The organism is Micromonospora cynarisoli, from assembly GCF_030518815.1.
Classification (GTDB): Bacteria; Actinomycetota; Actinomycetes; order Mycobacteriales; family Micromonosporaceae; genus Micromonospora; species Micromonospora wenchangensis.
On record NZ_CP130426.1, the window covers coordinates 774,028 to 796,296 of the forward strand.

Genomic DNA, 22,269 nt, shown 5'->3' on the forward strand with positions numbered 1-22,269 from the left:
GGGCGTCGACGGTTACCGGATTCCTCGCACTAACCTGATGTGGTGCGGACTTCGTTGCGGGATGTGCTGGCCGACCGGATTCTCATCGCCGACGGCGCGATGGGGACAATGCTCCAGGCTGCCGACCTGAGCCTCGACGACTTCGAGGGGCTGGAGGGCTGCAACGAGATTCTCAACGTGACCCGGCCCGACGTGGTGCGCGGCGTGCACGAGGCCTACCTGGCGGCCGGCGCGGACTGCGTCGAGACGAACACCTTCGGCGCGAACCTCGCCAACCTCGCCGAGTACGACATCCCGCAGCGCATCCGGGAGCTGTCCGAGGCCGGCGCGCGGATCGCCCGGGAGGCCGCCGACGCGTACGCCACGGCGGACCGCCCCCGGTTCGTGCTCGGCTCGATCGGTCCCGGCACCAAGCTGCCCACCCTCGGCCACGCCCCGTACGCGACGTTGCGCGACGCGTACCAGGAGAACGCCGCCGGGCTGATCGCCGGCGGGTCGGACGCGTTGATCATCGAGACCTGTCAGGACCTGCTCCAGGTCAAGGCGGCCGTGGTCGGATCGAAGCGGGCGATGACCGAACTGGGCCAGCAGGTGCCGATCATCTGCCACGTGGCCGTGGAGACCACCGGCACCATGCTGGTCGGCAGCGAGATCGGGGCGGCGCTGGCGGCCATCGAACCGCTGGGGGTGGACCTGATCGGGCTGAACTGCTCCACCGGCCCGGCCGAGATGGGCGAGCACCTGCGCTACCTGTCGCAACATTCCCGGATTCCGCTGTCGGTGATGCCGAACGCGGGCCTGCCGGTGCTGACCGCCGACGGGGCGTACTTCCCGCTGAGTCCGGTGGAGCTGGCCGACGCCCTGGAGCGGTTCGTCGCCGACTACGGCGTGGGGCTGATCGGCGGCTGCTGCGGCACCACCCCGGAGCATATCCGGGCGTTGGCCGAGCGGCTGCACGACGCCACCCCGACCTCGCGCGAGCCCCGGCACGAGGCGGGCGTCTCGTCGATCTACCACCCGGTGCCGTTCGCCCAGGACGCCTCGGTGCTGATGGTGGGGGAGCGGACCAACGCCAACGGCTCCAAGGCGTTCCGCGAGTCGATGCTCGCCGCCGACTGGCAGGCGTGCGTCGAGGTGGCCCGCAGCCAGGCCCGTGACGGCTCGCACCTGCTGGACCTGTGCGTCGACTACGTCGGCCGGGACGGTACGCAGGACATGCGGGAGTTGGCCGGCCGGTTCGCCACCGCGTCCACCCTGCCGATCATGCTGGACTCCACCGAGCCGGCGGTGATCGAGGCCGGGTTGGAGATGCTCGGTGGGCGCTGCGTGGTCAACTCGGTCAACTTCGAGGACGGCGACGGCCCCGACTCCCGTTACGCGCGGGTGATGCCGGTGATCGCCGAGCACGGGGCGGCAGTGGTGGCGCTGCTCATCGACGAGGAGGGGCAGGCCCGTACCCGGGAGTGGAAGGTCCGGGTCGCGGCCCGGCTGATCGACGACCTGACCGGCCGCTGGGGGATGGACCGGTCGGACATCCTCATCGACGCGCTGACGTTCCCGATCGCCACCGGCCAGGAGGAGACCCGCCGCGACGGCATCGAGACGATCGAGGCGATCCGGGAGATCGCCGCCCGCTACCCGGGGGTCAACTTCACCCTGGGCATCTCGAACGTCTCGTTCGGGCTCAACCCGGCGGCCCGGCAGGTGCTCAACTCGGTGTTCCTGCACGAGTGCGTGCAGGCCGGGCTGACCTCGGCGATCGTGCACGCCAGCAAGATCCTGCCGATGTCGAAGATCCCCGAGGCGCAGCGTGAGGTCGCCCTCGACCTGATCTACGACCGGCGGCGCGAGGGCTACGACCCGGTGCAGCGGTTCATCGAGGCGTTCGAGGGCGTCGACGCCGCGTCGGCGCGGGCCACCCGGGCCGAGGAACTGGCCGGGCTGCCGCTGGACGAGCGGCTCAAGCGGCGGATCATCGACGGCGAGCGCAACGGCCTGGAGGCCGACCTGGACGCCGCGATGGCGCAGGGCCGCTCCCCGCTGTCCATCATCAACGACATCCTGCTCGACGGGATGAAGGTCGTCGGTGAGCTGTTCGGCTCCGGGCAGATGCAGTTGCCGTTCGTGCTCCAGTCCGCCGAGGTGATGAAGACGGCGGTGGCCTACCTGGAGCCGCACATGGAGGCGGTCGAGGACGGCGGCAAGGGCCGGATCGTGCTGGCCACCGTGCGCGGCGACGTGCACGACATCGGCAAGAACCTGGTCGACATCATCCTGTCCAACAACGGCTACGAGGTCGTCAACATCGGCATCAAGCAGCCGATCGGCGCGATCCTCGACGCCGCCGAGGAGCACCGGGCCGACGCGATCGGCATGTCCGGGCTGCTGGTCAAGAGCACGGTCATCATGAAGGAGAACCTCGCCGAAATGGCCTCGCGCGGGGTCGCCGAGCGGTGGCCGGTGCTGCTGGGTGGGGCGGCGCTGACCCGCGCGTACGTCGAGGACGACCTGCGGGCGATGTTCCCCGGCCAGGTGCACTACGCGCGGGACGCCTTCGAGGGGCTGGCCCTGATGGACCGGGTGATGACCGCCAAGCGTGGCGGCGCACCCGTGATCGACCCGGAGCGGGAGGCGGCCCTCGCGGCCCGGCGGGCCCGCCGGGAGAAGCAGCGCACCATGGTCACCGAGGTGCTGCCGGAGCTGAACGACTCCTCGGTCCGCTCCGACGTGGCCACCGACGTGGCGGTACCCACCCCGCCGTTCTTCGGTACCCGGGTGGTCAAGGGGGTGCCGCTGGCCGACTACGCGGCGTTGCTGGACGAGCGGGCCACGTTCCTCGGCCAGTGGGGGCTGCGCGGGTCGCGGGGCGGCCAGGGCCCGTCGTACGAGGAACTGGTGGAGACCGAGGGGCGGCCCCGGCTGCGGTACTGGCTGGACCGGCTCATCGCCGACCAGGTGTTGGAGGCGGCCGTGGTGTACGGCTACTTCCCGGCGTACTCCGAGGGCAACGACCTGGTGGTGCTGGACGAGAACGGCACCAGCGAGCGGGCCCGGTTCTCGTTCCCCCGGCAGCGGCAGGAGCGGCGGCTCTGCCTGGCCGACTTCTTCCGCCCGAAGAGTGGCGGGCTCGACGTGGTGGCGTTGCAGTTGGTCACCGTCGGCCAGCCGATCAGCGAGTACACCGCGAAGATGTTCGCCGCCAACGAGTACCGCGACTACCTGGAGGTGCACGGGTTGTCCGTGCAGCTCACCGAGGCGCTCGCCGAGTACTGGCACCGGCGTATCCGCTCCGAGCTGACCCTGCCGGGCGGCGGCACGGTCGCCACCGGCGACCCGACCGACCTGGCCGGGCTGCTGCGCAACGACTACCGGGGCTGCCGGTACGCGTTCGGCTACCCGGCCTGCCCGGATCTGGAGGACCGGGCCAAGATCGTGGAGCTGCTCGGGGCGGAGCGGATCGGGGTGCAGTTGTCGGAGGAGTTCCAGTTGGTGCCGGAGCAGGCCACCGACGCGATCGTGGTGCACCACCCGGAGGCGAACTACTTCAACGCCAAGTGACGCCGCCGCCCCGTCTGAGCTGCGCGAACACGTTCCAGCGCACTGTCAGGCCGTCGTGGGGCCGTGCCCGGAGGCGGAACACGCCACCTGCTGGCGGGTGCCGGCGCGGGCTTCGCCGACGTCGTCCGCCTGACGTTCTCCGTGACGAACTGGTCGCCGGAGCGGATCGGTGACTTCATGGCCGGGGTGCAGGACGTCGCGGGGGAACTCGGCCTGCCGCAGCCGTTGCCGGCGTCGTCGCTCATCGGCGTCGACCACCTCTTCGAGCCCGACGTTCTCGTCGAGGTCGAGGCGGCGGCGATCCTGGACTGATGTCCCGGCTCGGTGAGACACGTGTCGGCGATTCAGCGGCATTCGGGCGCTCCGATACCGCTGGATCGCCGACATTGCGCCCGTCATGCGGGGCCGGGCTACCGTCCCTGGGTGAGGAAGCCCTCCAGGGCGAGGGTGGCCGCGCCGAGGCTGACCGGGTTGCCGGCGACGGGGGAGCGGACGATCCCGGTGGCGGCGAGCGGGCGGCGCAGCGCGTGCTGGGCGACCACGGCGCGGACCTCGTCGCGCAGCCGGTCGCCGAGGCGGTCGGCGACCCAGCTGCTGAGCACCACGACCTCCGGGTTGATCAGGTTGACCAGGTCGGCGATGGCGACGCCGAGGTAGCGGGCGGTCTCGGCGACCACCTTGGCGGCGGTGGGGTCGTCGGCGGCCAGTCCGGCGGCGAGGGCGTCGAGGGTGGCGGTCTGGTCCTCGGGGTGCAGCAGCGGGCTGGTCGGGGCCAGGTCGCGCAGGGTCTGCATGATGCCGGGCGCGCCGACGTACGCCTCGACGCAGCCCCGGCTGCCGCACCGGCAGAGCCGGCCGTCGAGGACCAGGGTGGTGTGCCCCCACTCGCCGGCGCTGTTGCTGCTGCCCCGGTAGAGGGTGCCGCCGAAGGCGAGGCCCGCCCCGACGCCGGTGCCCAGGTTGATCACGGCCACGTCGTCGCGGCCCCGGGCGGCCCCGGCCCACAGTTCGGCGAGCACCGCCGCGCGTAGCGGGTTGTCCAGGTGCAGCGGCAGCGGCAGGTGGTCGGCGAGCAGGTCCCGCAGCGGTACGTCGTGCCAGTTCCAGTTGGGCGCGAACACCGACACGCCGCCCTCCCGGTCGACCTGGCCGGGGACGCTGACCCCGACGCCGAGCACCCGGGCCGCGGTGCCGGCCAGGACGGTGTCGATGCCGCTGACGATGTGCCGGACCACCTGGTGCGGGCGGCGTTCCAGGGGGCGTAGCGCCTCCTCGGCACCGGCCAGCCGGGTCAGCGTGGTGTCGAACAGGTCGACGTGCACGTACGTCTCGGCGACGTCGACGCCGATCAGCAGGCCGCCGTGCGGGTCGGCGGTGACCAGGCCTCGGGGACGTCCGCCGCCGGAGTCCTCCCGGCCGGCCTCGGCGAGCAGCCCGAGGTCGGTGAGTTCGGCGACCAGGGTGGCGACGGTGCCGAGGCTGAGCCCGGTGTCGACGGCGAGGCGTTGCCGGCTGGTGGTGCCGGCGGCGACGACCTGCTGGACGACGGTGAGCCGGTTGGCGGAGCGGATGTCGCGGGAGGTCCGGGCCATGGCGCTTATCGCAACACTTACGAAAACCGTTGGCAATAGTGCAGGATGACAACCATCGATTTACAGAGAGAGGTGTGTCGATGGGACGTCTCCGCTACGGCGCTCTGGCGGCGGTGCTCTGCGTGCTCGGTGGCCTGCTGGTCGCCGGGCCGGCGCGGGCCAACGCCGCCGGGCCGGTCCCGCACTACCTGATGACCGCGTTCACCAACAGCAGCGAATCCAACATGTACGTCTACGACTCCGCCGACGCCACCCGGTTCACCCTCCAACGGGCCAACGCCTACACCCCGCCGTCCGGGCTGGTCCGCGACCCGAGCGTCATCAGGCACACCGACGGCTACTACTACCTCGTCTACACCACCGGCTGGACCGGCAACACCATCGGCATCGCCCGCAGCGCCGACTACCTGAGCTGGACCTTCCAGCGCAACGTCTCCATCTCCGTCGCGCCGACCAACGGCAGCACCTGGGCCCCGGAGTGGTTCGTCGACAGCGACGGCAGCGTGCACATCGTCGTCTCCGTCTCGCAGACCGGCACCGCCGGGCAGTTCCAGCCCTACCGGATCACCGCGACGAACAGCGCGCTGTCGGCGTGGAGCGCCCCGGCGGCGCTCACCGGCATCGGCACTAACCACATCGACAGCTTCATCGTCAAGGTCGGCAACACCTACCACAACTTCGTGAAGAACGAGACCACCAAGTACATCGAGCACGCCACCGCCCCCGCGCTGACCGGCCCGTGGAGCTGGATCGGCACCGGCAACTGGGCCGGCTGGGGTTCCGGCCTGGAAGGGCCCGCCCTGGTCCGGCTGCCCGACAACCGGTGGCGGATCTACTTCGACCAGTACGGCGCCGGCCGCTACTACTCCGCCGACAGCAGCGACCTGTACGGCTTCACCGGCAAGACCGAACTGGCCGGGCTGTCCGGCACGGTGCGCCACTTCACCGTGCTGCGGGAGAGCGTCGGGGACACCTCCGCCCCGCCCACCGGCAGCCGCTCGCTGCGCTCGGCGAACTTCCCCGACCGGTACGTCCGCCACCGCGACAACCTCGCCCGCATCGACGTGCTCGGCAGCGGCAGCCCGCTGGCCGACCGGCAGGACGCCACCTTCCAGATCGTCCCCGGCCTGGCCAACGCCTCCTGCTACTCGTTCCGCGCGGTCAACGGCTCCTACCTGCGGCACTGGGACTTCACCCTCCGGCTCGCCGGCAACGACGGCAGCGCCGTCTTCGCCGGGGACGCCACCTTCTGCAGCCGTGCCGGGCTGGCCGGGGGCGGCAGCTACTCCTTCGAGTCGTGGAACCACCCCGGCCGCTACCTGCGACACTACGACTACGCGCTACGGGTCGACCCGTACGCCGCCGGCAGCACCTTCGCCGGGGACGCCTCGTACACCCTCACCGCGCCGCTGGCCTGAGCGCCCCGGGCGGGTCGGCCGGTGGGCGTGCCACCCGCCCACCGGCCGTCAGCGGGTGGCGGGCAGACCGAACGTCGGGAACAGGGTGCCGTCGAGGAACGAGACGAGCTGGGCGATGCGGCCGTCGCGCACCGTCAGCACCGTGATCGACCACGGCAGGTGCGGGCCGGTGTCGCCCGCGCGCAGGTAGTTGGCCACCGCCGGCTGGCCGTTGGCCGCCACCGGCACGTGCCGCCAACTGCCGCAGCTGCCCAACGGCATCGCCCGGGCGAAGTCCAGCACTGCGGCGCGGCCGGCGTACCAGTGCGGCAGTGGCGGCATCGACCAGGTGACGTCCTCGGTGAGCAGGGCGACCAGGGCGTCGGCGTCGCCGTTCTCCAGGGCGGTGGCGTAGCCGGCGGCGACCTCCCGCAGCCGGGCGTCACCGAGGGTACGCAGCGCCCGCTGCTGGCTGCGGGCGGGCACCCGCTCGGCGACGACCCGGCGGGCCCGCGCCAGCGCCGAGTGGACCGACGCGGTGGTGGCGCCCGTCATGGCGGCGATCTCGGCGGCGGTGAAGCCGAGCACGTCGCACAGCAGCAGCACGGCCCGCTGGTTGCCGGGCAGGTGTTGCAGCGCGGCGACGAACGCCAGCTCGACCGCCTCCCGCTGCTCGTAGCGGGCGTCCGGAGTGGCGGGGCCGGCGGCCAGAGCGGCGTCGGGGTACGGGCCGAGCCACCGTACGTTCGCGGCGGCGACGCTGCCCGGCACGGCGTGTTCGCTGGCCGGCCCCAGGTCAACGGGCAACGCCCGCCGCCCCCGCCCGGTCGCCAGGTCCAGGCAGGTGCGGGTGGCGACGGTGTAGAGCCAGGTCCGCAGCGAACTGCGCCCCTCGAACCGGGGCAGGGCCCGCCAGGCCCGCAGCAGGGCCTCCTGCAACGCGTCGTCGGCGTCGTGCGGGGAACCGAGCATCCGGTAGCAGTGCGCGTGCAGTTCCGGCCGCAGCGGCGCGACCAGCGCGGTGAACGCGGCGTCGTCCCCGCTCCGGGCCCGGGTGAGCGTCGCGTCATGGTCGTCGGCCGTGATCTCGGCAAGAATCGTGCTCACGACCGACGATTCTGCCCCACGCCGGGAGTCTGCACCGTGTACGAGCCGCACGTCACGACCCGGAGGACCCGATCATGAGCAGTTCCACCACCATCCCGGTGACCACCGCCACCCTGGCCGTCCCCGACGGGACCCTGCACTTCGAGGTACGCGGCCAGGGCCCCCTGGTGGCGCTGGTCGCCGCCCCGATGGACGCCCGGGCCTTCGCCCCGCTGGCCGACCTGCTCGCCACCGACCACACCGTGCTCACCACCGACCCGCGCGGCATCCGCCGCAGCCGGCTGCACGACCCGGAGCAGGACTCCACGCCCGAACTGCGCGCCGACGACCTGGCCCGGCTGCTGGCCCACCTCGACGCGGGCCCGGCGGCGGTGCTCGGCTCCAGCGGCGGCGCCGTCACCGTCCTGGCGCTCGCCCAGGCGCACCCGCAGGCGGCGCACACCGTGATCGCCCACGAGCCGCCGCTGGTGCTGCTGCTCGACGACCGTGACGAACTGCTCGCCCGGGAGGACGACATGGTCGCCACCTACCGGCGGGGGGACCGGCTGGGCGCCTGGCGGAAGTTCCTCGCCAACGCCAACATCGTCATGCCCGAGGAGATGGTCAAGGGCATGTTCGGCCGCGAACCCGATCCGCAGGACGCCGCCGACGAGCGCTACCAGTACCTGCACACCCTGCGCGGCACGACCCGCTACCAGCCGGACGTCGCCGCCCTGCGCGACGGCCCGACCCGGGTGCTTGTCGGTCTCGGTGAGGAGTCGGCCGGTGAACTGTGTGACCGCAGCTCCCGCGCGCTGGCCGCCGCGCTGGGCGTGCCGCCGACCATGTTCCCCGGCGGGCACATCGGCTTCGCCGACGACCCGACCGGCTTCGCCGTCCGGCTGCGGGAGGTCATCGCCGGGTGACGGCGGGGTGTCGCGGGTCCGTACCGGCGGCGGTCGGGCGGTGGCGACCGATGCGCGACAGTCACGCGGAGCGTGGGCGTCGCGGCCCTAGAGTGCCGCGCATGACGCTGATCGTGCGACTCGTCGGTGGGTGCGCCGTCCTCGGGGCGGTGCTGGCGGCGGGGCCGGTGCCGGCCTCCGCCGCGCCGCCCGCCGGGGGCCTCGGGCTGGACCTGCGGACCAGCACACCCGGGTACGCCCCGGGCGAGGCGGTCCGGTTGACGTTCGCGGTCACCAACGACACCGACACGGCCTGCACGCTGGCCACCGTGGCCGACGGCACCGTGCAGCTGACCTCGGTCCGCCGGGACGGGCGGGAGCTGACCCCGGCCCTGGGACGCAGCTTCTACGGCGACGGCATCGGCGCCGCCGCCACCGCCGGCACGGTCACCCTGGCACCGGGGCAGAGTGTGACCGTTCCACTGGTCAGCGTCCGGGTGCACGACGGCGGCGGTGACGACGCAGTGGTGTTGCGGTCGGTGACGGCGACCCCGGACGGCGGCGGGTTGGACACCCGGTGGCCGGTCGGGGCCGCCGGACGCTACGAGGTGACGGCGAACTGGACGGCGCTGCCGGTGACCGGCCTGGCCGAGCCCTGCGCGGGGACGACGGCGTTGCGGACCATCGGCTTCACCGTCGGCGACGACACCGCCGGGCGGGGATGGTGGCGCTGGCTGCTCGGCGGAGCGGTGCTGCTGACGGTGGTGGTCGGCGGGCTGGCACTGCTGCTCCTGCGGCGGGCCCGCCGTCGTCCGGCCGCCGTCGTCGCGCTGCTGCTCGTCGCCGCCGGGGCGGTCGTCGGCGGGGGCGTCCGGCCGGCACGGGCCGACTACCAGGTCGACCCGAGCGCCGGGGTGCCGGTCAGCGGCGTCGACTTCCAGGCCGCCGTCGACGGCTGCCTCCAGGGGTTCGCGGCTGCCGGCGGCGACCCGGCGGGCATCATGCCCCGGCTCAAGGACGCCAAGACCCCGCGGGTGCGGATCATCCCCACCCCCGGCGGATCGGGTTCGTTCGAGACCCCGGGCAGCAAGGACGGCAAGGGTTCCTCCACGGTGACCTGGAACCCGACCTCTGTCGAGCCGTACGGCGACGGGGTCGCCCGGGACCCGTGCGCGGCGCTGTACCACGAGCTGAACCACTCCGACGACATCTCCCGCGACGCCGTGCCGCAGGGCACCTGCGGGAGCACGGGGATCAGGACCGCCGAGGTCAGGGCGACCCTTGCGGAGAACAGGTACCGGGCGGCCAAGGGCCTGCCGCCGCGCACCGAGTACGACGGCAAGACCCTGCCGAAGAGCCTGGACGAGTGCAGGAAGCCCCCGAAGAAGACCCCACCGCCCAAGGGGCCGGTGAAACTCTGCGAGGACGAGGGCGACTGCGGCGGCACCAACGGTGACCCGCACCTGGTCACCTTCGACCGGCACTACTACGACTTCCAGGCCGTCGGCGAGTTCGTGCTGGTCGCGTCGACCTCGGGTGACCCGTTGGCGGTGCAGGTCCGGCAGACGCCGATGGGTGACTCGCGGACGGTGTCGGTCAACTCCGCGGTCGCGTTCCGCACAGGTGCGCACCGGGCCACCCTCACCCTGGTCGACGGCCGCACCGAGGTCCGCGTCGACGGCACGGCCCGGGTCGTGCCGTCGGGCGGGACGGGCCTGTCCGGTGGGGGCCGGCTCACCCGCCGCGACTCCGACACCGGCGCCGCCGACGGTTACGACCTGCGCTGGCCCGACGGCTCCGCCGCCGCCGTCGACCCGATCGGCCCGTACGGCTACCGGGTGCTGGTGAAGCTCGCCCCGGGCCGGGCCGGGAAGGTACACGGACTGCTCGGCGACTTCGACGGTGACCCGGCCGACGACGTCGCCGCCCCCACCGGGGCCGCCCTGCGCCAGCCCGTACCGTTCGAGCAGCTCTACCCGGCGTACGCCGACGCTTGGCGGGTCACCGGGGACACCTCCCTGTTCAGCTACGCCGACGGGCAGGACACCGGCTCGTTCACCGACCGGGAGTTCCCGGACCGGGCGGTGACCGTCGACGACCTCGACCCGACCCGGCGGGCCCGTGCCGAGCAGGTGTGCCGGTGGGCCGGCATCACCGACGCCTGGCAGCTCGCCGAGTGCGTCTTCGACGTCGGGGTGACCGGCCGCCCCGAGTTCGCGGTCAGTGGCGTCGGCACCGAGCGGGTCGCCCCGCCGGCCGCCGCGCCGATCGCCGCGACCCCGCTCGCCACCGGGTCGCTGACCCCGGGCGGTGCCGCGCTGACCTTCCCCGCCCGGGCCGGCGACGCCGTGTTCGTCGACGTCGGCGCACCCGGCCTGGCCGACGGATGCTCCCCGTTGCGGCTGCTCGACCCGACCGGGACGGAGGTGGCAAGCGGCTGCACCGTCGGCGGTCGCGGTCACATCGACCGCACCGACCTCACCCGCGACGGCAGGTACGCGGTGGTGGTCGACGCCACTGCCGGCACCGGTCGGGCCAGCGTGCGGGTCTACGCGGCCCGGGACACCACAGGCACCCTGCGACCGGACGCCCCGGCGGTCACCGCGACGCTCGACGTGCCGGGCAGCCGGGCCCGGTACCGGTTCACCGGTTCGGCCGGCCAGCGGGTCTTCGTCGAGGTGCCGCAGAGCACCCTGCCCGACCAGTGCTCGCCGCTGGAACTGCTCGACCCGGACGGGCGACGGCTCACCGGCGGCTGCGTCGTCGACGGCGTCGGCGAGGTCGACGGCCCGATCCTGCCCGCCGACGGGACGTACACCGTGCTGGTGGATCCGGTGGACCGGACCGTCGGCTCCGTGGCGCTGCGGCTGTCCGTCACCGGTGACCGGGTCGGCGCGATCACCGTCGACGGCCCGCCGGTCGTCGCCACCGTCGACCGGCCCGGCGCGGTGCTCAGCTACCGGTTCAGCGGCACGGCCGGCACGTCGGTGACCGTGACGGCCAGCGACGCCACCCTGCCCGACCAGTGCTCCCCGTTGACCCTGCGCGACGCCGACGGCGCGACGGTGGCCGCCGGTTGTGTGGTCGGTGGCGGCGGTGGCATCGGCGCGACGGTGTTGCCGGGCACCGGTGACTACACCGTCGTGGTGGACCCGTCGGGCGCGGCCACCGGCGCGGTCACCCTCACCCTGAGCCGGTGACCGTCGTCGGCCGGCGGCGGGCCCGTCCGGTGCCGGCCCAACCTGACCCGTCGGTCAGCGGGGGAGGGGGCGGTGTCGGACGGGGCTTGAAATCCTATCGATTCGATAGGAAACTGGTCCGGTGCTGCTCGTCCGGCTGTTCACCTCCCGCCGGGTCGTCGACCTGATGCGGGTCGCCGCCCAGCGGTGTCCCGGGCCGTCCCCCGCCGCCTGACCGGCTGCGGTCGCCGCACCGCAGCGTCGGCCGTCGCCGTCGGCAGGGAAGATTCCGTACGCCCGCACGGCGTCCGCCGTGTCGCCGTGACCCTTCGACCCCCGTGCGGGAGGTCCTCCGATGACCGAGTCCGACCATCGTCCACCGCCGGTCGAGGCCGACGCCGACACCCTGCGTACGCTGCTGCGCCACCAGGCCAGCACCGTCGTGGTGGTCACCGCCCCCGGCGCCCCGGCCGTCGGCTTCACCGCCACCTCGTTCACCTCGGTGTCGCTGGCCCCGCCGATCGTCTCGTTCTGCCTGAACCTCGGGGCGTCGAGCTGGCCCACGGTGGCCCGGAGCCGACATGTGGCGGTGCACCTGCTCGCCCACCACCAGCAGGAGTTGGCGCGTACCTTCGCGACCAGCGGCATCGACCGGTTCGCCGCGCCGACCCGGTGGCGGTCCGGGCCGGAGGGGGTGCCGATCCTCGACGACACCCTGGCCTGGCTGCTCTGCCGGGTGGTCGAACGGGTCCCCGTGGGCGACCACGCGATCGTGCTCGCCGAACCGGAGCTGGTCCAGCAGGCCGACGTGGGGTCGCCGTTGCTCTACCACCGGGGCCGCTACGCCGGCCTGCGCGGTGGTCCGGACGGCGCGGCCCGTCGACCCGCCGCCTGACGCGGACGCAATCTCTGCAAATCCTATGGTGTTAGTAGGCATTGGTCAACGGATCGACATCCTTCGGTGCGATAGCCGACATCCGTCGCGCGTTCCGTTGACACCACCGGCACCCCGGAGGTGGACTCGACCCATGTCCAGCGAGCTGCGGCTGACGATCCGCGGCCACATCGACTTCGGTCGCGTGTGGTCGAGTTCCTGTCTGGCCTGACCCGGCACCCACACCCGGACCCGACGCGCCCCCCGGCCCGTCGAGGTGGGGCTCACCGCCGAGCTGACCGCCGCACCCTCCCCGACACCGCACCGGCCCGCGCCCCACGCCCGGCCGGGTGTCGGCGTACCCGATCGCCTGCCTGGACAGGAGAATCCGCCATGCCCGTCCGCCCGCTGCGGACCCTCGCCGCCGCCGTCCTCGCCGTCACCGCCGGCTGCGCCACCGCCACCACCCCGGCCGTCGAAGCCGCCGGGCAACCCCGCCCCGGCGGCGCGCTCACCTGGGCCGTCGAGACCGAACCGATCACCCTCAACCCGCACCAGTACAGCCAGGCCAAGGCCCGCCTGCTGGTCTGGAACAGCTTCGAGTCGCTGCTCACCTACGACACACGGGGCGCGCTGGTGCCCTGGCTGGCGACCGGCTGGCAGGCCACCCCCGACGGCCTGAGCTACACCCTCCCGCTGCGCGCCGGAGTGACGTTCACCGACGGCACCCCGTTCGACGCCGCCGCCGTCAAGGCCAACCTCGACAAACTCCGCGAACCCGGGTACGCCCCCGCCGTCGCCGCCGTGCAACTGCGCCACCTCAAGGCCGTCGAGGTCGTCGACCCGCGCACCGTACGACTCACCCTGACCACCCCCGACGTGCTCATCCTCGACTTCCTCGCCTCCCCGCAGGGCGCCCAGGTGTCCCCGAGGTCGCTGCGGGAGGCCAGGAACCTCAAGGCCGGCGGCGTCGACGTCGTCGGCACCGGACCGTTCGTGCTCGACCGCTACGTCCCCGGCCGGGAACTGCACTACCGGCGCAACCCCGGCTACGACTGGGCCCCGCCCACCGCCACCCACACCGGCCCCGCCCACCTCGACGAGATCACCTACCGGTTCCTCAAGGAGTCCGCCGTCCGGGTCGGCGCCCTCACCGCCAACCAGGTGCAGCTCATCGAGGGCGTGCCCGCCACCGACCAGCCGCTGGTCACCGGCAACCCACGGCTGCGGCTGACCCGCGCGCTGAACTCCGGCTCCGCCTACACCTACTACCTCAACGTCTCCCACGCCCCCTTCGACGACCTGCGGGTCCGGCAGGCGTTCCGGGAGGCGCTCGACGTCGACACCGTGCTGACCTCGGTCTACCGGGACACCGCGACCCGGGCGTGGAGCGTGGTCAGCCCGTCCAGCCCGCTCTACGACAAACGACTGGAGGGCAGCTACGGCGGTGACACCGCCGCGGCCAACCGCCTGCTCGACCAGGCCGGCTGGACCGGCCGCGACGCCGACGGCTACCGCACCCGCGACGGCCGGCGGCTCACCGTACGGCTGGTGCAGGCCGCCCCGTACGTGCGGGACCGCCGCGACGTGCTCGCCCAGGCCGTGCAGGCGGCGGTGAAACAGAGCGCCGGCATCGACCTGAAGGTCTCCGTGGTCGACCAGGGCACCGCCCAGCAGGCGTTCGACCGCAACGAGTACGAGGTCTTCGACAACTCCCGCGCCGACACCGACGCCGCGGCGGCGCTGAACCTGCTGCTGCACTCCGGAGGCGGCATCAACCGCACCCGGGTCGCCGACCCGCAACTGGACCGGCTGCTGGAGGCCGGGCAGGCCACCACCGACCCCGCCCGGCGGGCCGAGAGCTACGCCGCACTGCAACAGCGGGTCGTGGCCACCCAGGCGCTCGCCCTGCCGCTCTACGCCCCGGCCGACCAGATCGCCGCCAGCACCGCCGTGGGCGGCGTACGGTTCGAGCCCACCGCCGGGGTGCCGGCCAGCGCGTACGACCTGTGGATCGCACGATGATCCTGCTACGGGCGGTGGCCCGTCGGGTCGCCGCCGGACTCGTCGTGCTGTGGGCCGCCGCCACCGCCGCCTACCTGGCGCTGCTGGCCGCGCCCGGGAACACCGTGGACAGCATCGTGGGCGACGGCGCGGACACCCCGCAGATCCGGGCCCGGATCATCGCCGAGTGGGGCCTGGACCGGCCGCCGGTGGTGCAGTACCTCGACTACCTGTGGCGGTTGGCCGGCGGTGACCTGGGCCGCTCCTACCTGCTGCAACGCCCGGTCGCCGAGGTCATCGGCGAGCAACTCGCCCCCACCGCGACGCTCGCCGTCGCCGCCGCCGGCCTCGGGGTGCTGCTGGCGGTGGTGGTGGCGGTCGGCACCGCCGGCCGTCGCCGGCGCTGGCCGCGCCGGGTCAGCTCCGCAGCCGAACTGCTGCTGGTCTCCACCCCGCCGTTCCTGATCGGCATCGTGCTGCTCAGCGTGCTGTCCTTCCGGTACGGGCTGTTCCCCGTCGCCGGCGACCAGGGGCCCACCGCCCTGGTGCTGCCGGCGGTCACCCTCGCCCTGCCCATCGCCGGCCTGCTCGCCCAGGTGCTCCGCGACGGCCTCGACCGGGCGCTGGACGAGCCGTTCGTGCTGACCGCCCGCGCCCGGGGTGTCCGCGAGCGGACGGTGTTGCTGCGCCACGCTCTGCGGCACGCCCTGCTGCCGGCGGTCACCCTCGCCGGCTGGCTGTTCGGCATCCTGCTCGGCGGCGCGGTCATCGTCGAGCAGGTGTTCGGCCGACCCGGCCTCGGCCAGGTCACGCTGAACGCGGTGACCAGCAAGGACATGCCGGTGGTGCTGGCCGTGGTGACGCTCTCCGCCGCCGTCTACGTGATGGTCAACACCGCCGCCGACCTGACCTACCTGCTCGTCGACCCGCGCCTGCGAAGGAACTGACGATGACCGTCACCCTGGGGTCCACGCCCACCGCCGTCGCGGCGGTCCCGCTCGCCACCGACCCGCCCACCCCCGCCCGCCGACGCCGGGCCCGACCGCGACCCGGCCTGCTCGTCGCCGGGGCGTACCTCGTCCTGCTGGTCGTCGCGGCGGTCCTCCCCGCGCTGCCGGCCCCCGGCGACCCGCTCGCCGCCGACCCGCGCGCCGTGCTCGCCGCCCCCGACGCGGCACACTGGTTCGGCACCGACCAGCTCGGCCGGGACGTCTGGACCCGGGTGGTGCACGGCGCGGGGCACTCGCTGACCATCGGCCTCGCCGCGACCGCGATCGCGGTCACCGGCGGGGTGCTGCTCGGGCTGCTCGCCGGGCTGGCCCACCGGTTCGCCGACGAGGCGCTCAGCCGCTCCTTCGACGCGTTGTCGGCCTTCCCGCTGCTGCTGCTGGCGCTGCTGTTCATCACGGTCACCGGCCCCGGCACCGCCAGCCTGGTCGTCGCCATCGGCATCGCCACCCTCCCGCACCACGCCCGGGTGGTACGCGGGCAGACCCTGCTGGTCCGCCGGGCCGGCTACGTCGAACAGGCGGTCACCTTCGGCTTGTCCCGACCCCGGCTGGTGTGGCGGCACGTGCTGCCCAACGTGGTCGGCCCGGTGCCGGTCCTCGCCGTGATCGGGCTCGGCGAGGCGGTGCTGGCCGCCGCCGGGCTCAGCTTCCTCGGCCTTGGCCCGCAACCGCCGTCACCGGAATGGGGCGCGATGCTCTCCGAGGGACGCAACTACCTCCAGGTGGCCTGGTGGATGACGGTGCTGCCCGGTGCCGCGGTCACCGCGACGGTGGTCGCGCTGACCGTCCTCGGCCGGCACTGGCAGGCCCGCTTCGACGGGCGGCACCCCTGATGGGCCCGCTGCTCGCCGTCGAGGACCTGCACGTCACCTTCGACACCCCAACCGGACCGGTGGAGGCGGTGAGGGGCATCGACCTCACCGTCGGGCCCGGCGAGTGCGTCGCGATCGTGGGGGAGTCCGGCTCGGGCAAGAGCGTCACCGCCCGTACCCTGGTCGGCCTAGCCGGCGTCGACGCCCGGGTCCGCGCCGCCCGGCTCGACCTCGCCGGCCGGGACGTGCGGGGCTTCCGGCCACGGGACTGGCGACGGGTGCGGGGCCGGCTCGCCGGGCTGGTGGTGCAGGACGCGCTGGTCTCCCTCGACCCGCTGCGCACCGTCGGCGCGGAGATCGGCGAGGTGCTCGCCGCGCACGAGATCGTCGGCCGGCGGGAACGCGCCGGCCGGGTCACCCACCTGCTGGACCAGGTGCACGTGCCCGAACCCGGCAGGCGGGCCCGGCAGTACCCGCACCAGCTCTCCGGCGGGCTGCGGCAACGGGCGCTGATCGCCTCGGCGATCGCCGGGGAACCCGTGCTGCTCGTCGCCGACGAGCCGACCACCGCGCTGGACGTCACCGTGCAGGCGCAGATCCTGCGGCTGCTCGCCGAACGCCGGGCCACCGGGGTCGGGCTGCTGCTGATCAGTCACGACCTGGCGGTGGTCGCCCAGGTGGCCGACCGGGTCCTGGTGATGCGGGACGGCCGGATCGTCGAAGAAGGGCCGACCGGCAGGCTGTTGCAGACGCCCCGGCACCCGTACACCAGGCAGTTGCTCGCCGCGGTGCCGTCGGCCTCGTCGCGCGGACGTCGGCTCAGCCAACCGGCCCGGTTGCGTGACGGCTGCGCGGTGCCGGTGCTGGCGCGGACCCCGCTGCCGGCGCGGCCCGCCGTGCGGGCGGACGACACCGTGCTCGCCGCGGACGGCCTGACCCGACGCTACGGCCCGCACACCGTCGTGCGGGACGTCTCGTTCACCGTCGCCCGGGGCGAGACGCTGGGGCTGGTGGGGGAGTCCGGCTCCGGCAAGAGCACGGTCGCCCGGCTCGTCGCCGGACTGCTCGCCGCCGACGCCGGCACCGTCACCTTCGAGTCGACCCGCTGGTCAGGGGTGCCGGAGCGGGCCCGCCGCCCGCTGCGCCGCCGGTTGCAACTGATCTCCCAGGACCCGCTGGGCTCCTTCGACCCCCGGTACACCGTCGGCCGACTCGTCGCCGAGAACCTCGACCCGGGACCGGAGCGCACCGACCGGGTGGTCGCCCTGCTGCGTCGGGTCGGCCTCGGCCCCGACCTGCTCGACCGGTACCCCCGGTCGCTGTCCGGCGGGCAACGGCAACGGGTCGCCATCGCCCGCGCCGTCGCCCCCCGACCCAGCCTGATCATCTGCGACGAGCCGGTCTCCGCCCTCGACGTCTCCGTCCAGGCCCAGGTCCTCGACCTGCTGGCCGACCTGCGGGCCGCCGACGGCACCGCCCTGCTGTTCATCTCCCACGACCTCGGCGTGGTGCACCACCTCGCCGACCGGGTGCTGGTGCTGCACGACGGCGCGGTGGTCGAGCAGGGCCCGGTCGGCGACGTCTTCAGCTACCCCCGGCACGCCCACACCCGGTCCCTGCTCGACGCGTTGCCCACCCTGGTCACCGCCGGTTGACCGCAGGAGGAGAAAATCATGCCCGAACCCACCCTGCACCTGGCCGTCGCCCTCGACGGCCTCGGCTGGCATCCCGCCGCCTGGCGGCTGTCCCACGCCGACCCGGCGGCACCGCTGTTCCCCCGCTGGTGGGCCGCCCTGGTCGGGCAGGCCGAACAGGCCGCCCTGGACCTGGTCACCATCGAGGACTCGCTGGACCTCCAGTCGTCCCTGCCCGACGGGCCGGACGGCCGGGTCGACCAGGTCCGGGGCCGGCTCGACGCGCTGCTGGTGGCGGCCCGGATCGCCCCGCTGACCCGGCACATCGGCCTGGTCCCGACCACCAGCGTCACCCACACCGAGCCGTTCCACGTCTCCACCGCGGTGGCCACCCTCGACCACGTCAGCGGTGGCCGGGCCGGCTGGCGGCCCCGGATCTCCGCCCGCCGGGCCGAGGCCGGGCACTTCGGCCGGCGGGACCTGCCCCCGCCGGACCCGACCCGACCGGCCGAACCGCAGCGGGCCCGACTCGTCGCTGACCTGTTCGCCGAGGCCGCCGACGCCGTCGAGGTGGTCCGCCGGCTCTGGGACAGCTGGCAGGACGACGCGGAGATCAGGGACGCCCCGACCGGCCGGTTCGTCGACCGGGACCGGTTGCACTACACCGACTTCACCGGCCGGTGGTTCTCGGTCAAGGGACCGTCGATCGTGCCCCGGCCACCCCAGGGGCAGCCGGTGGTGGCCGTGCTGGCCCACGCGACGGTGCCGTACGAGTTCGCCGCCCGGCGCGCCGACGTCGTGTTCGTCACCCCCACCGACACCGGGCACGCCGAGGCCGTCGTCACCGAGGTCCGGGCCGTCGAGGAGACCGTCGGCCGGGGCGGACCGCCCCTGCGTATCCTCGCCGACTTGGAGGTGCTGCTCGACGACACCCCGGAGGCGGCCCGGCGGCGTCGGGACCGGCTGGACGAGCTGCACGGGACGGGACACACCTCCGACGCGGCCACCTTCACCGGCAGCCCCGGGCAACTCGCCGACCTGCTCGCCGCGTGGCGGCGGGCCGGGGTGGACGGGTTCCGGCTGCGTCCCGCCGTGCTGCCCGACGACCTGACCACGATCACCCGGGCGGTGGTGCCCGCGCTGCGGGACCGGGGCCTGTTCCGCGCCGGCTACCCCGGTGGCACGCTACGCGACCTGCTCGGTCTGCCCCGCCCGGCCAACCGGTACGCCGTCGCGGGCCCCCGCTGATCCCCGGAGAGAACCGATGCCCAAGCAGATCATCCTGGCCGCGCACTTCCCCGGCGTGAACAACACCACCGTGTGGAGCGACCCCGCCTTCGGCAGCCACATCGACTTCGCCTCGTTCGTCCACCTGGCCCGCACCGCCGAACGCGGCCGGTTCGACTTCTTCTTCCTGGCCGAGGGGCTGCGGCTGCGGGAACAACGCGGCCGGATCCACGACCTGGACGTGGTGGGCCGACCGGACACCCTCACCGTGCTGGCCGCGCTCGCCGCCGTCACCACCCACCTGGGGCTGGCCGGCACCCTGAACACCACCTTCCGGGAGCCGTACGAGCTGGCCCGGCAGTTGGCCACCCTGGACCACCTCTCCGCCGGGCGGGCCGCGTGGAACGTGGTGACCACCTCCGACGCGTTCACCGGGGAGAACTTCCGCCGGGGCGGCTACCTCGACCGGTCGCTGCGCTACGAGCGGGCCGCCGAGTTCGTCCGGGTCGCCCGCCGGCTGTGGGAGTCGTGGCCGGCGGACGCGATCGTCGGTGACCGCGCCGACGGCAGGTACGTCCGCGAGGCCGACCCGGGGGTCTTCGCCCACCACGGCGACCAGTTCGACATCGCCGGACACTTCACCGTGCCGCGTAGCCCGCAACTGCACCCGGTGATCCTCCAGGCCGGTGACTCGCCCGACGGCCGGGAGTTCGCCGCGTCCAGCGCCGACGCGATCTTCTCCCGGCACGGCACCCTGGCCGAGGGGCGGGAGTTCTACCGGGACGTGAAGGCCCGGCTGGCCCGGCACGGCCGCGCCCCCGACGACCTGAAGATCATTCCCGGGGCGACCTTCGTGCTCGGCGACACCGACGCCGAGGCGCAGGAACGGGCCCACCACATCCGCCGCCAGCAGGTCAGCCCACAGACCGCGATCCTGCTGCTGGAGCAACTGTGGAACCGGGACCTGTCCGGGTACGACCCGGAGGGCCCGCTACCGACGGAGGACCCGGCCACCGACGCCGCCGCGATCAGCCGGGGCCGGGCCGGCATGTACCCGGACCCGGTCGGCACCGCCCGGCGCTGGCGGGCGCTGGCCCAGGAGAAGAGGCTCGGCATCCGCGACCTGATCATCGAGGTCACCGGCCGGCAGTCGTTCGTCGGCACCCCGCAGCGGGTCGCCGAGCAGATGAACCACTTCGTGCAGTCCGACGCCGCCGACGGGTTCATCCTGGTGCCGCACCTGACCCCGGGCGGGCTCGACGAGTTCGTCGACCGGGTCGTCCCGCTGCTCCAGGAACGCGGCGTGTTCCGCACCGAGTACACCGGCACCACCCTGCGGGAGCATCTCGGCCTGCGGGCCGCCCGCCCGGTCACCCGGGTCGGTGCGGCATGACCGCCCCGCAGGCGACGCCGGTCACCGTCTGCCGGCTACGCCCCGACGACCCGGACGCGGTGACCCTGCGGGCGGCGATGACCGGGGAACTGCGCCAGCGGTACGCCGACCGCCCGTACGACCCGATCCACCTGCCCCCGGCCCGGGTGTTCCCGCCGGGCTCGGTGGCCTGGACGGGGGTGGCGTACACCGCCGACGCCACCCCGGTCGGGCACGCCGCGCTGCGCTGGTACGGCCCCGACCTGGAACTCAAACGGATGTACGTGGCACCCGCCCACCGGGGGCGGGGCATCGCCGACCAGCTCCTGGACGCCGCCCGGGAGGCGGCCGGGCAGCTCGGCGCGGGCCGGATCGTGCTCCAGACCGGCGACCGGCAGCCCGACGCGGTCCGCCGCTACGAACGCGCCGGCTACCGGCCGATCGCGGTCTTCCCGCCGTACGACGCGTTGCCCTACTCCCGCTGCTTCGCCCTGGTGATCCAGCCCGGCACCCGACGGAAGGCCCCGGTCCCGGCATGAAGTTCCTGCTGGTCACCCTGATCACCCACCTGCCGGACCCGGTCACCGGGCGACGGCGGAGCACCACCGAACGGTTCCGGGAGGTGGTCGACACCGCCGTGCTCGCCGAGGAACTCGGCTTCGACGGCTTCGGCGTCGGCGAACGCCACGAGCGACCCTTCATCTCCTCCTCACCGCCGGTGGTGCTCAGCCACATCGCGGCCCGGACCCGCACCATCCGGCTGTTCACCGCGGTCACCACGCTGAGCCTGCTCGATCCGGTCCGCGCCTACGAGGACTACGCCACCCTCGACCACCTCTGCGACGGCCGGCTGGAACTGATCGTCGGCAAGGGAAACGGCACCGCCCAGGCCCGACTGTTCGGCGTCACCGCCGAGGACCAGTGGGACCGCAACCGGGAGGGCTACGAGCTGTTCCGCCGGCTCTGGCGGGAGGACCGGGTCACCTGGTCGGGCCGGTTCCGGCCGCCGTTGACCGAGGCCGAGACCTGGCCCCGCCCGGTGCAGGAGACCATCCGGATCTGGCACGGTAGCGCCACCAGCCGGGAATCGGTCGACCTGGCCGCCCGCCACGGCGATCCGATCTTCTCCGCCAACGTCGTCAACCCGGTCGAGCCGTACGCGGAGCTGGTCCGCCACTACCGGCAACGGTGGGTGCACCACGGCCACGACCCGGCGGACGCCCTCGTCGGGGCCGGCACCGCCGGCTTCTACGCCGCCCGCACCTCGCAGGAGGCGGTCGAGACGTACCGGCCGATCTTCGACGCCCGGGTCGCCGCGTCCCGCCAGCTCGGCGTCGAGCCGGTCTTCCCCACCATCGAGGACGCCGTGGCCCGCAGCTCCCTGCTGGTGGGCAGCCCGCAGCAGATCGTCGACAAGGTGCTGCGTCAGCACGGGCAGCTCGGTCACGAGGTGATGCACCTGCGGGCCGACCAGGACGGGCTGACCGCCGAGGCCCACCGGCAGAGCCTGGAACTGCTCCAGGCCGAGGTGGCGCCGGTGCTGCGCCGGGAGATCCCCAGCCGTCCCTTCCGACCGCCGGCGTCCGCCGCCGAACCGCTCTGAGCAGAACGGGGAGACC

The 22,269-nt window shown here is 73.8% G+C and carries 16 protein-coding genes; 14 read left to right on the plus strand and 2 right to left on the minus strand.

The features are described 5' to 3' along the window. Window positions 1-54: 54 nt before the first annotated feature. Complete coding sequence (gene metH / locus Q2K16_RS03055) at window positions 55-3,558, plus strand: methionine synthase (protein ID WP_489671895.1); 3,504 nt, start codon at window positions 55-57, stop codon at window positions 3,556-3,558. Between the two features lie 63 nt (window positions 3,559-3,621). Next, the gene (locus Q2K16_RS03060; protein ID WP_302743426.1) at window positions 3,622-3,870 is read left to right on the plus strand and encodes a RidA family protein; all 249 of its coding nucleotides are present in this window, start codon (window positions 3,622-3,624) and stop codon (window positions 3,868-3,870) included. A gap of 98 nt (window positions 3,871-3,968) precedes the next feature. On the opposite strand, the gene Q2K16_RS03065 is transcribed toward Q2K16_RS03060, so the two are convergent. Then, entirely contained in the window at window positions 3,969-5,150 is a 1,182-nt protein-coding gene (locus Q2K16_RS03065; protein WP_302743427.1) for an ROK family protein, read from the minus strand. An 80-nt stretch (window positions 5,151-5,230) separates the two neighbouring features. On the opposite strand from Q2K16_RS03065, the gene Q2K16_RS03070 reads away from it, so the two are divergent. After that, window positions 5,231-6,568, plus strand: a complete 1,338-nt coding sequence (locus Q2K16_RS03070) for a glycoside hydrolase family 43 protein (protein ID WP_302743428.1) — start codon at window positions 5,231-5,233, stop codon at window positions 6,566-6,568. Between the two features lie 48 nt (window positions 6,569-6,616). On the opposite strand, the gene Q2K16_RS03075 is transcribed toward Q2K16_RS03070, so the two are convergent. After that, entirely contained in the window at window positions 6,617-7,654 is a 1,038-nt protein-coding gene (locus Q2K16_RS03075) for a sigma-70 family RNA polymerase sigma factor (RefSeq protein WP_302743429.1), read from the minus strand. 74 nt (window positions 7,655-7,728) lie between these two features. Here Q2K16_RS03075 and Q2K16_RS03080 point away from each other — a divergent pair, with 74 nt between their 5' ends. The 11 genes from Q2K16_RS03080 to Q2K16_RS03130 all read left to right on the plus strand — a co-directional run bounded on the left by Q2K16_RS03080 (window position 7,729) and on the right by Q2K16_RS03130 (window position 22,253). Beyond that, complete coding sequence (locus Q2K16_RS03080; RefSeq protein WP_302743430.1) at window positions 7,729-8,559, plus strand: alpha/beta fold hydrolase; 831 nt, start codon at window positions 7,729-7,731, stop codon at window positions 8,557-8,559. Between the two features lie 101 nt (window positions 8,560-8,660). After that, on the plus strand, window positions 8,661-11,738 hold the full coding sequence (locus Q2K16_RS03085) for a VWD domain-containing protein (protein ID WP_302743431.1): 3,078 nt from the start codon (window positions 8,661-8,663) through the stop codon (window positions 11,736-11,738). 334 nt (window positions 11,739-12,072) lie between these two features. Next, window positions 12,073-12,612, plus strand: coding sequence for a flavin reductase family protein (locus Q2K16_RS03090; protein ID WP_302743432.1), 540 nt, complete (start codon window positions 12,073-12,075; stop codon window positions 12,610-12,612). 372 nt (window positions 12,613-12,984) lie between these two features. Continuing rightward, window positions 12,985-14,616, plus strand: coding sequence for an ABC transporter substrate-binding protein (locus Q2K16_RS03095; RefSeq protein ID WP_302743433.1), 1,632 nt, complete (start codon window positions 12,985-12,987; stop codon window positions 14,614-14,616). Continuing rightward, the gene (locus tag Q2K16_RS03100; protein WP_302743434.1) at window positions 14,613-15,542 is read left to right on the plus strand and encodes an ABC transporter permease; all 930 of its coding nucleotides are present in this window, start codon (window positions 14,613-14,615) and stop codon (window positions 15,540-15,542) included. The genes Q2K16_RS03095 and Q2K16_RS03100 overlap by 4 nt, the downstream gene beginning before the upstream one ends. A gap of 2 nt (window positions 15,543-15,544) precedes the next feature. After that, window positions 15,545-16,438 carry an ABC transporter permease gene (locus tag Q2K16_RS03105; protein WP_302743435.1) on the plus strand — a complete coding sequence of 298 codons (894 nt, stop codon included), beginning with the start codon at window positions 15,545-15,547 and terminating at the stop codon, window positions 16,436-16,438. After that, the gene (locus Q2K16_RS03110; RefSeq protein ID WP_302743436.1) at window positions 16,438-18,072 is read left to right on the plus strand and encodes a dipeptide ABC transporter ATP-binding protein; all 1,635 of its coding nucleotides are present in this window, start codon (window positions 16,438-16,440) and stop codon (window positions 18,070-18,072) included. Before Q2K16_RS03105 ends, Q2K16_RS03110 begins: the two co-directional genes overlap by 1 nt. Before the next feature lie 18 nt (window positions 18,073-18,090). Then, window positions 18,091-19,299, plus strand: a complete 1,209-nt coding sequence (locus Q2K16_RS03115) for an LLM class flavin-dependent oxidoreductase (RefSeq protein WP_302743437.1) — start codon at window positions 18,091-18,093, stop codon at window positions 19,297-19,299. A 16-nt stretch (window positions 19,300-19,315) separates the two neighbouring features. After that, window positions 19,316-20,671 (plus strand): NtaA/DmoA family FMN-dependent monooxygenase, encoded by a 1,356-nt coding sequence (locus Q2K16_RS03120; protein WP_302743438.1) that lies wholly within the window; start codon window positions 19,316-19,318, stop codon window positions 20,669-20,671. After that, window positions 20,668-21,189 (plus strand): GNAT family N-acetyltransferase, encoded by a 522-nt coding sequence (locus tag Q2K16_RS03125; RefSeq protein WP_302743439.1) that lies wholly within the window; start codon window positions 20,668-20,670, stop codon window positions 21,187-21,189. The genes Q2K16_RS03120 and Q2K16_RS03125 overlap by 4 nt, the downstream gene beginning before the upstream one ends. Further along, a complete protein-coding gene (locus tag Q2K16_RS03130; protein WP_302743440.1) occupies window positions 21,186-22,253 on the plus strand; it encodes an LLM class flavin-dependent oxidoreductase in 1,068 nt (355 codons plus the stop codon). Before Q2K16_RS03125 ends, Q2K16_RS03130 begins: the two co-directional genes overlap by 4 nt. The last annotated feature ends 16 nt before the right edge of the window (window positions 22,254-22,269 follow it).

Excerpts from the sequence above, each read along its gene's own strand:
- Q2K16_RS03065 (WP_302743427.1), bottom strand. The coding sequence starts at position 5,150 with ATGGCCCGGACCTCCCGCGACATCCGCTCCGCCAACCGGCTCACCGTC.
- Q2K16_RS03070 (WP_302743428.1), top strand. The coding sequence starts at position 5,231 with ATGGGACGTCTCCGCTACGGCGCTCTGGCGGCGGTGCTCTGCGTGCTC.
- Q2K16_RS03080 (WP_302743430.1), top strand. The coding sequence starts at position 7,729 with ATGAGCAGTTCCACCACCATCCCGGTGACCACCGCCACCCTGGCCGTC.
- Q2K16_RS03085 (WP_302743431.1), top strand. The coding sequence starts at position 8,661 with ATGACGCTGATCGTGCGACTCGTCGGTGGGTGCGCCGTCCTCGGGGCG.
- Q2K16_RS03090 (WP_302743432.1), top strand. The coding sequence starts at position 12,073 with ATGACCGAGTCCGACCATCGTCCACCGCCGGTCGAGGCCGACGCCGAC.
- Q2K16_RS03095 (WP_302743433.1), top strand. The coding sequence starts at position 12,985 with ATGCCCGTCCGCCCGCTGCGGACCCTCGCCGCCGCCGTCCTCGCCGTC.
- Q2K16_RS03100 (WP_302743434.1), top strand. The coding sequence starts at position 14,613 with ATGATCCTGCTACGGGCGGTGGCCCGTCGGGTCGCCGCCGGACTCGTC.
- Q2K16_RS03105 (WP_302743435.1), top strand. The coding sequence starts at position 15,545 with ATGACCGTCACCCTGGGGTCCACGCCCACCGCCGTCGCGGCGGTCCCG.
- Q2K16_RS03110 (WP_302743436.1), top strand. The coding sequence starts at position 16,438 with ATGGGCCCGCTGCTCGCCGTCGAGGACCTGCACGTCACCTTCGACACC.
- Q2K16_RS03115 (WP_302743437.1), top strand. The coding sequence starts at position 18,091 with ATGCCCGAACCCACCCTGCACCTGGCCGTCGCCCTCGACGGCCTCGGC.
- Q2K16_RS03120 (WP_302743438.1), top strand. The coding sequence starts at position 19,316 with ATGCCCAAGCAGATCATCCTGGCCGCGCACTTCCCCGGCGTGAACAAC.
- Q2K16_RS03125 (WP_302743439.1), top strand. The coding sequence starts at position 20,668 with ATGACCGCCCCGCAGGCGACGCCGGTCACCGTCTGCCGGCTACGCCCC.
- Q2K16_RS03130 (WP_302743440.1), top strand. The coding sequence starts at position 21,186 with ATGAAGTTCCTGCTGGTCACCCTGATCACCCACCTGCCGGACCCGGTC.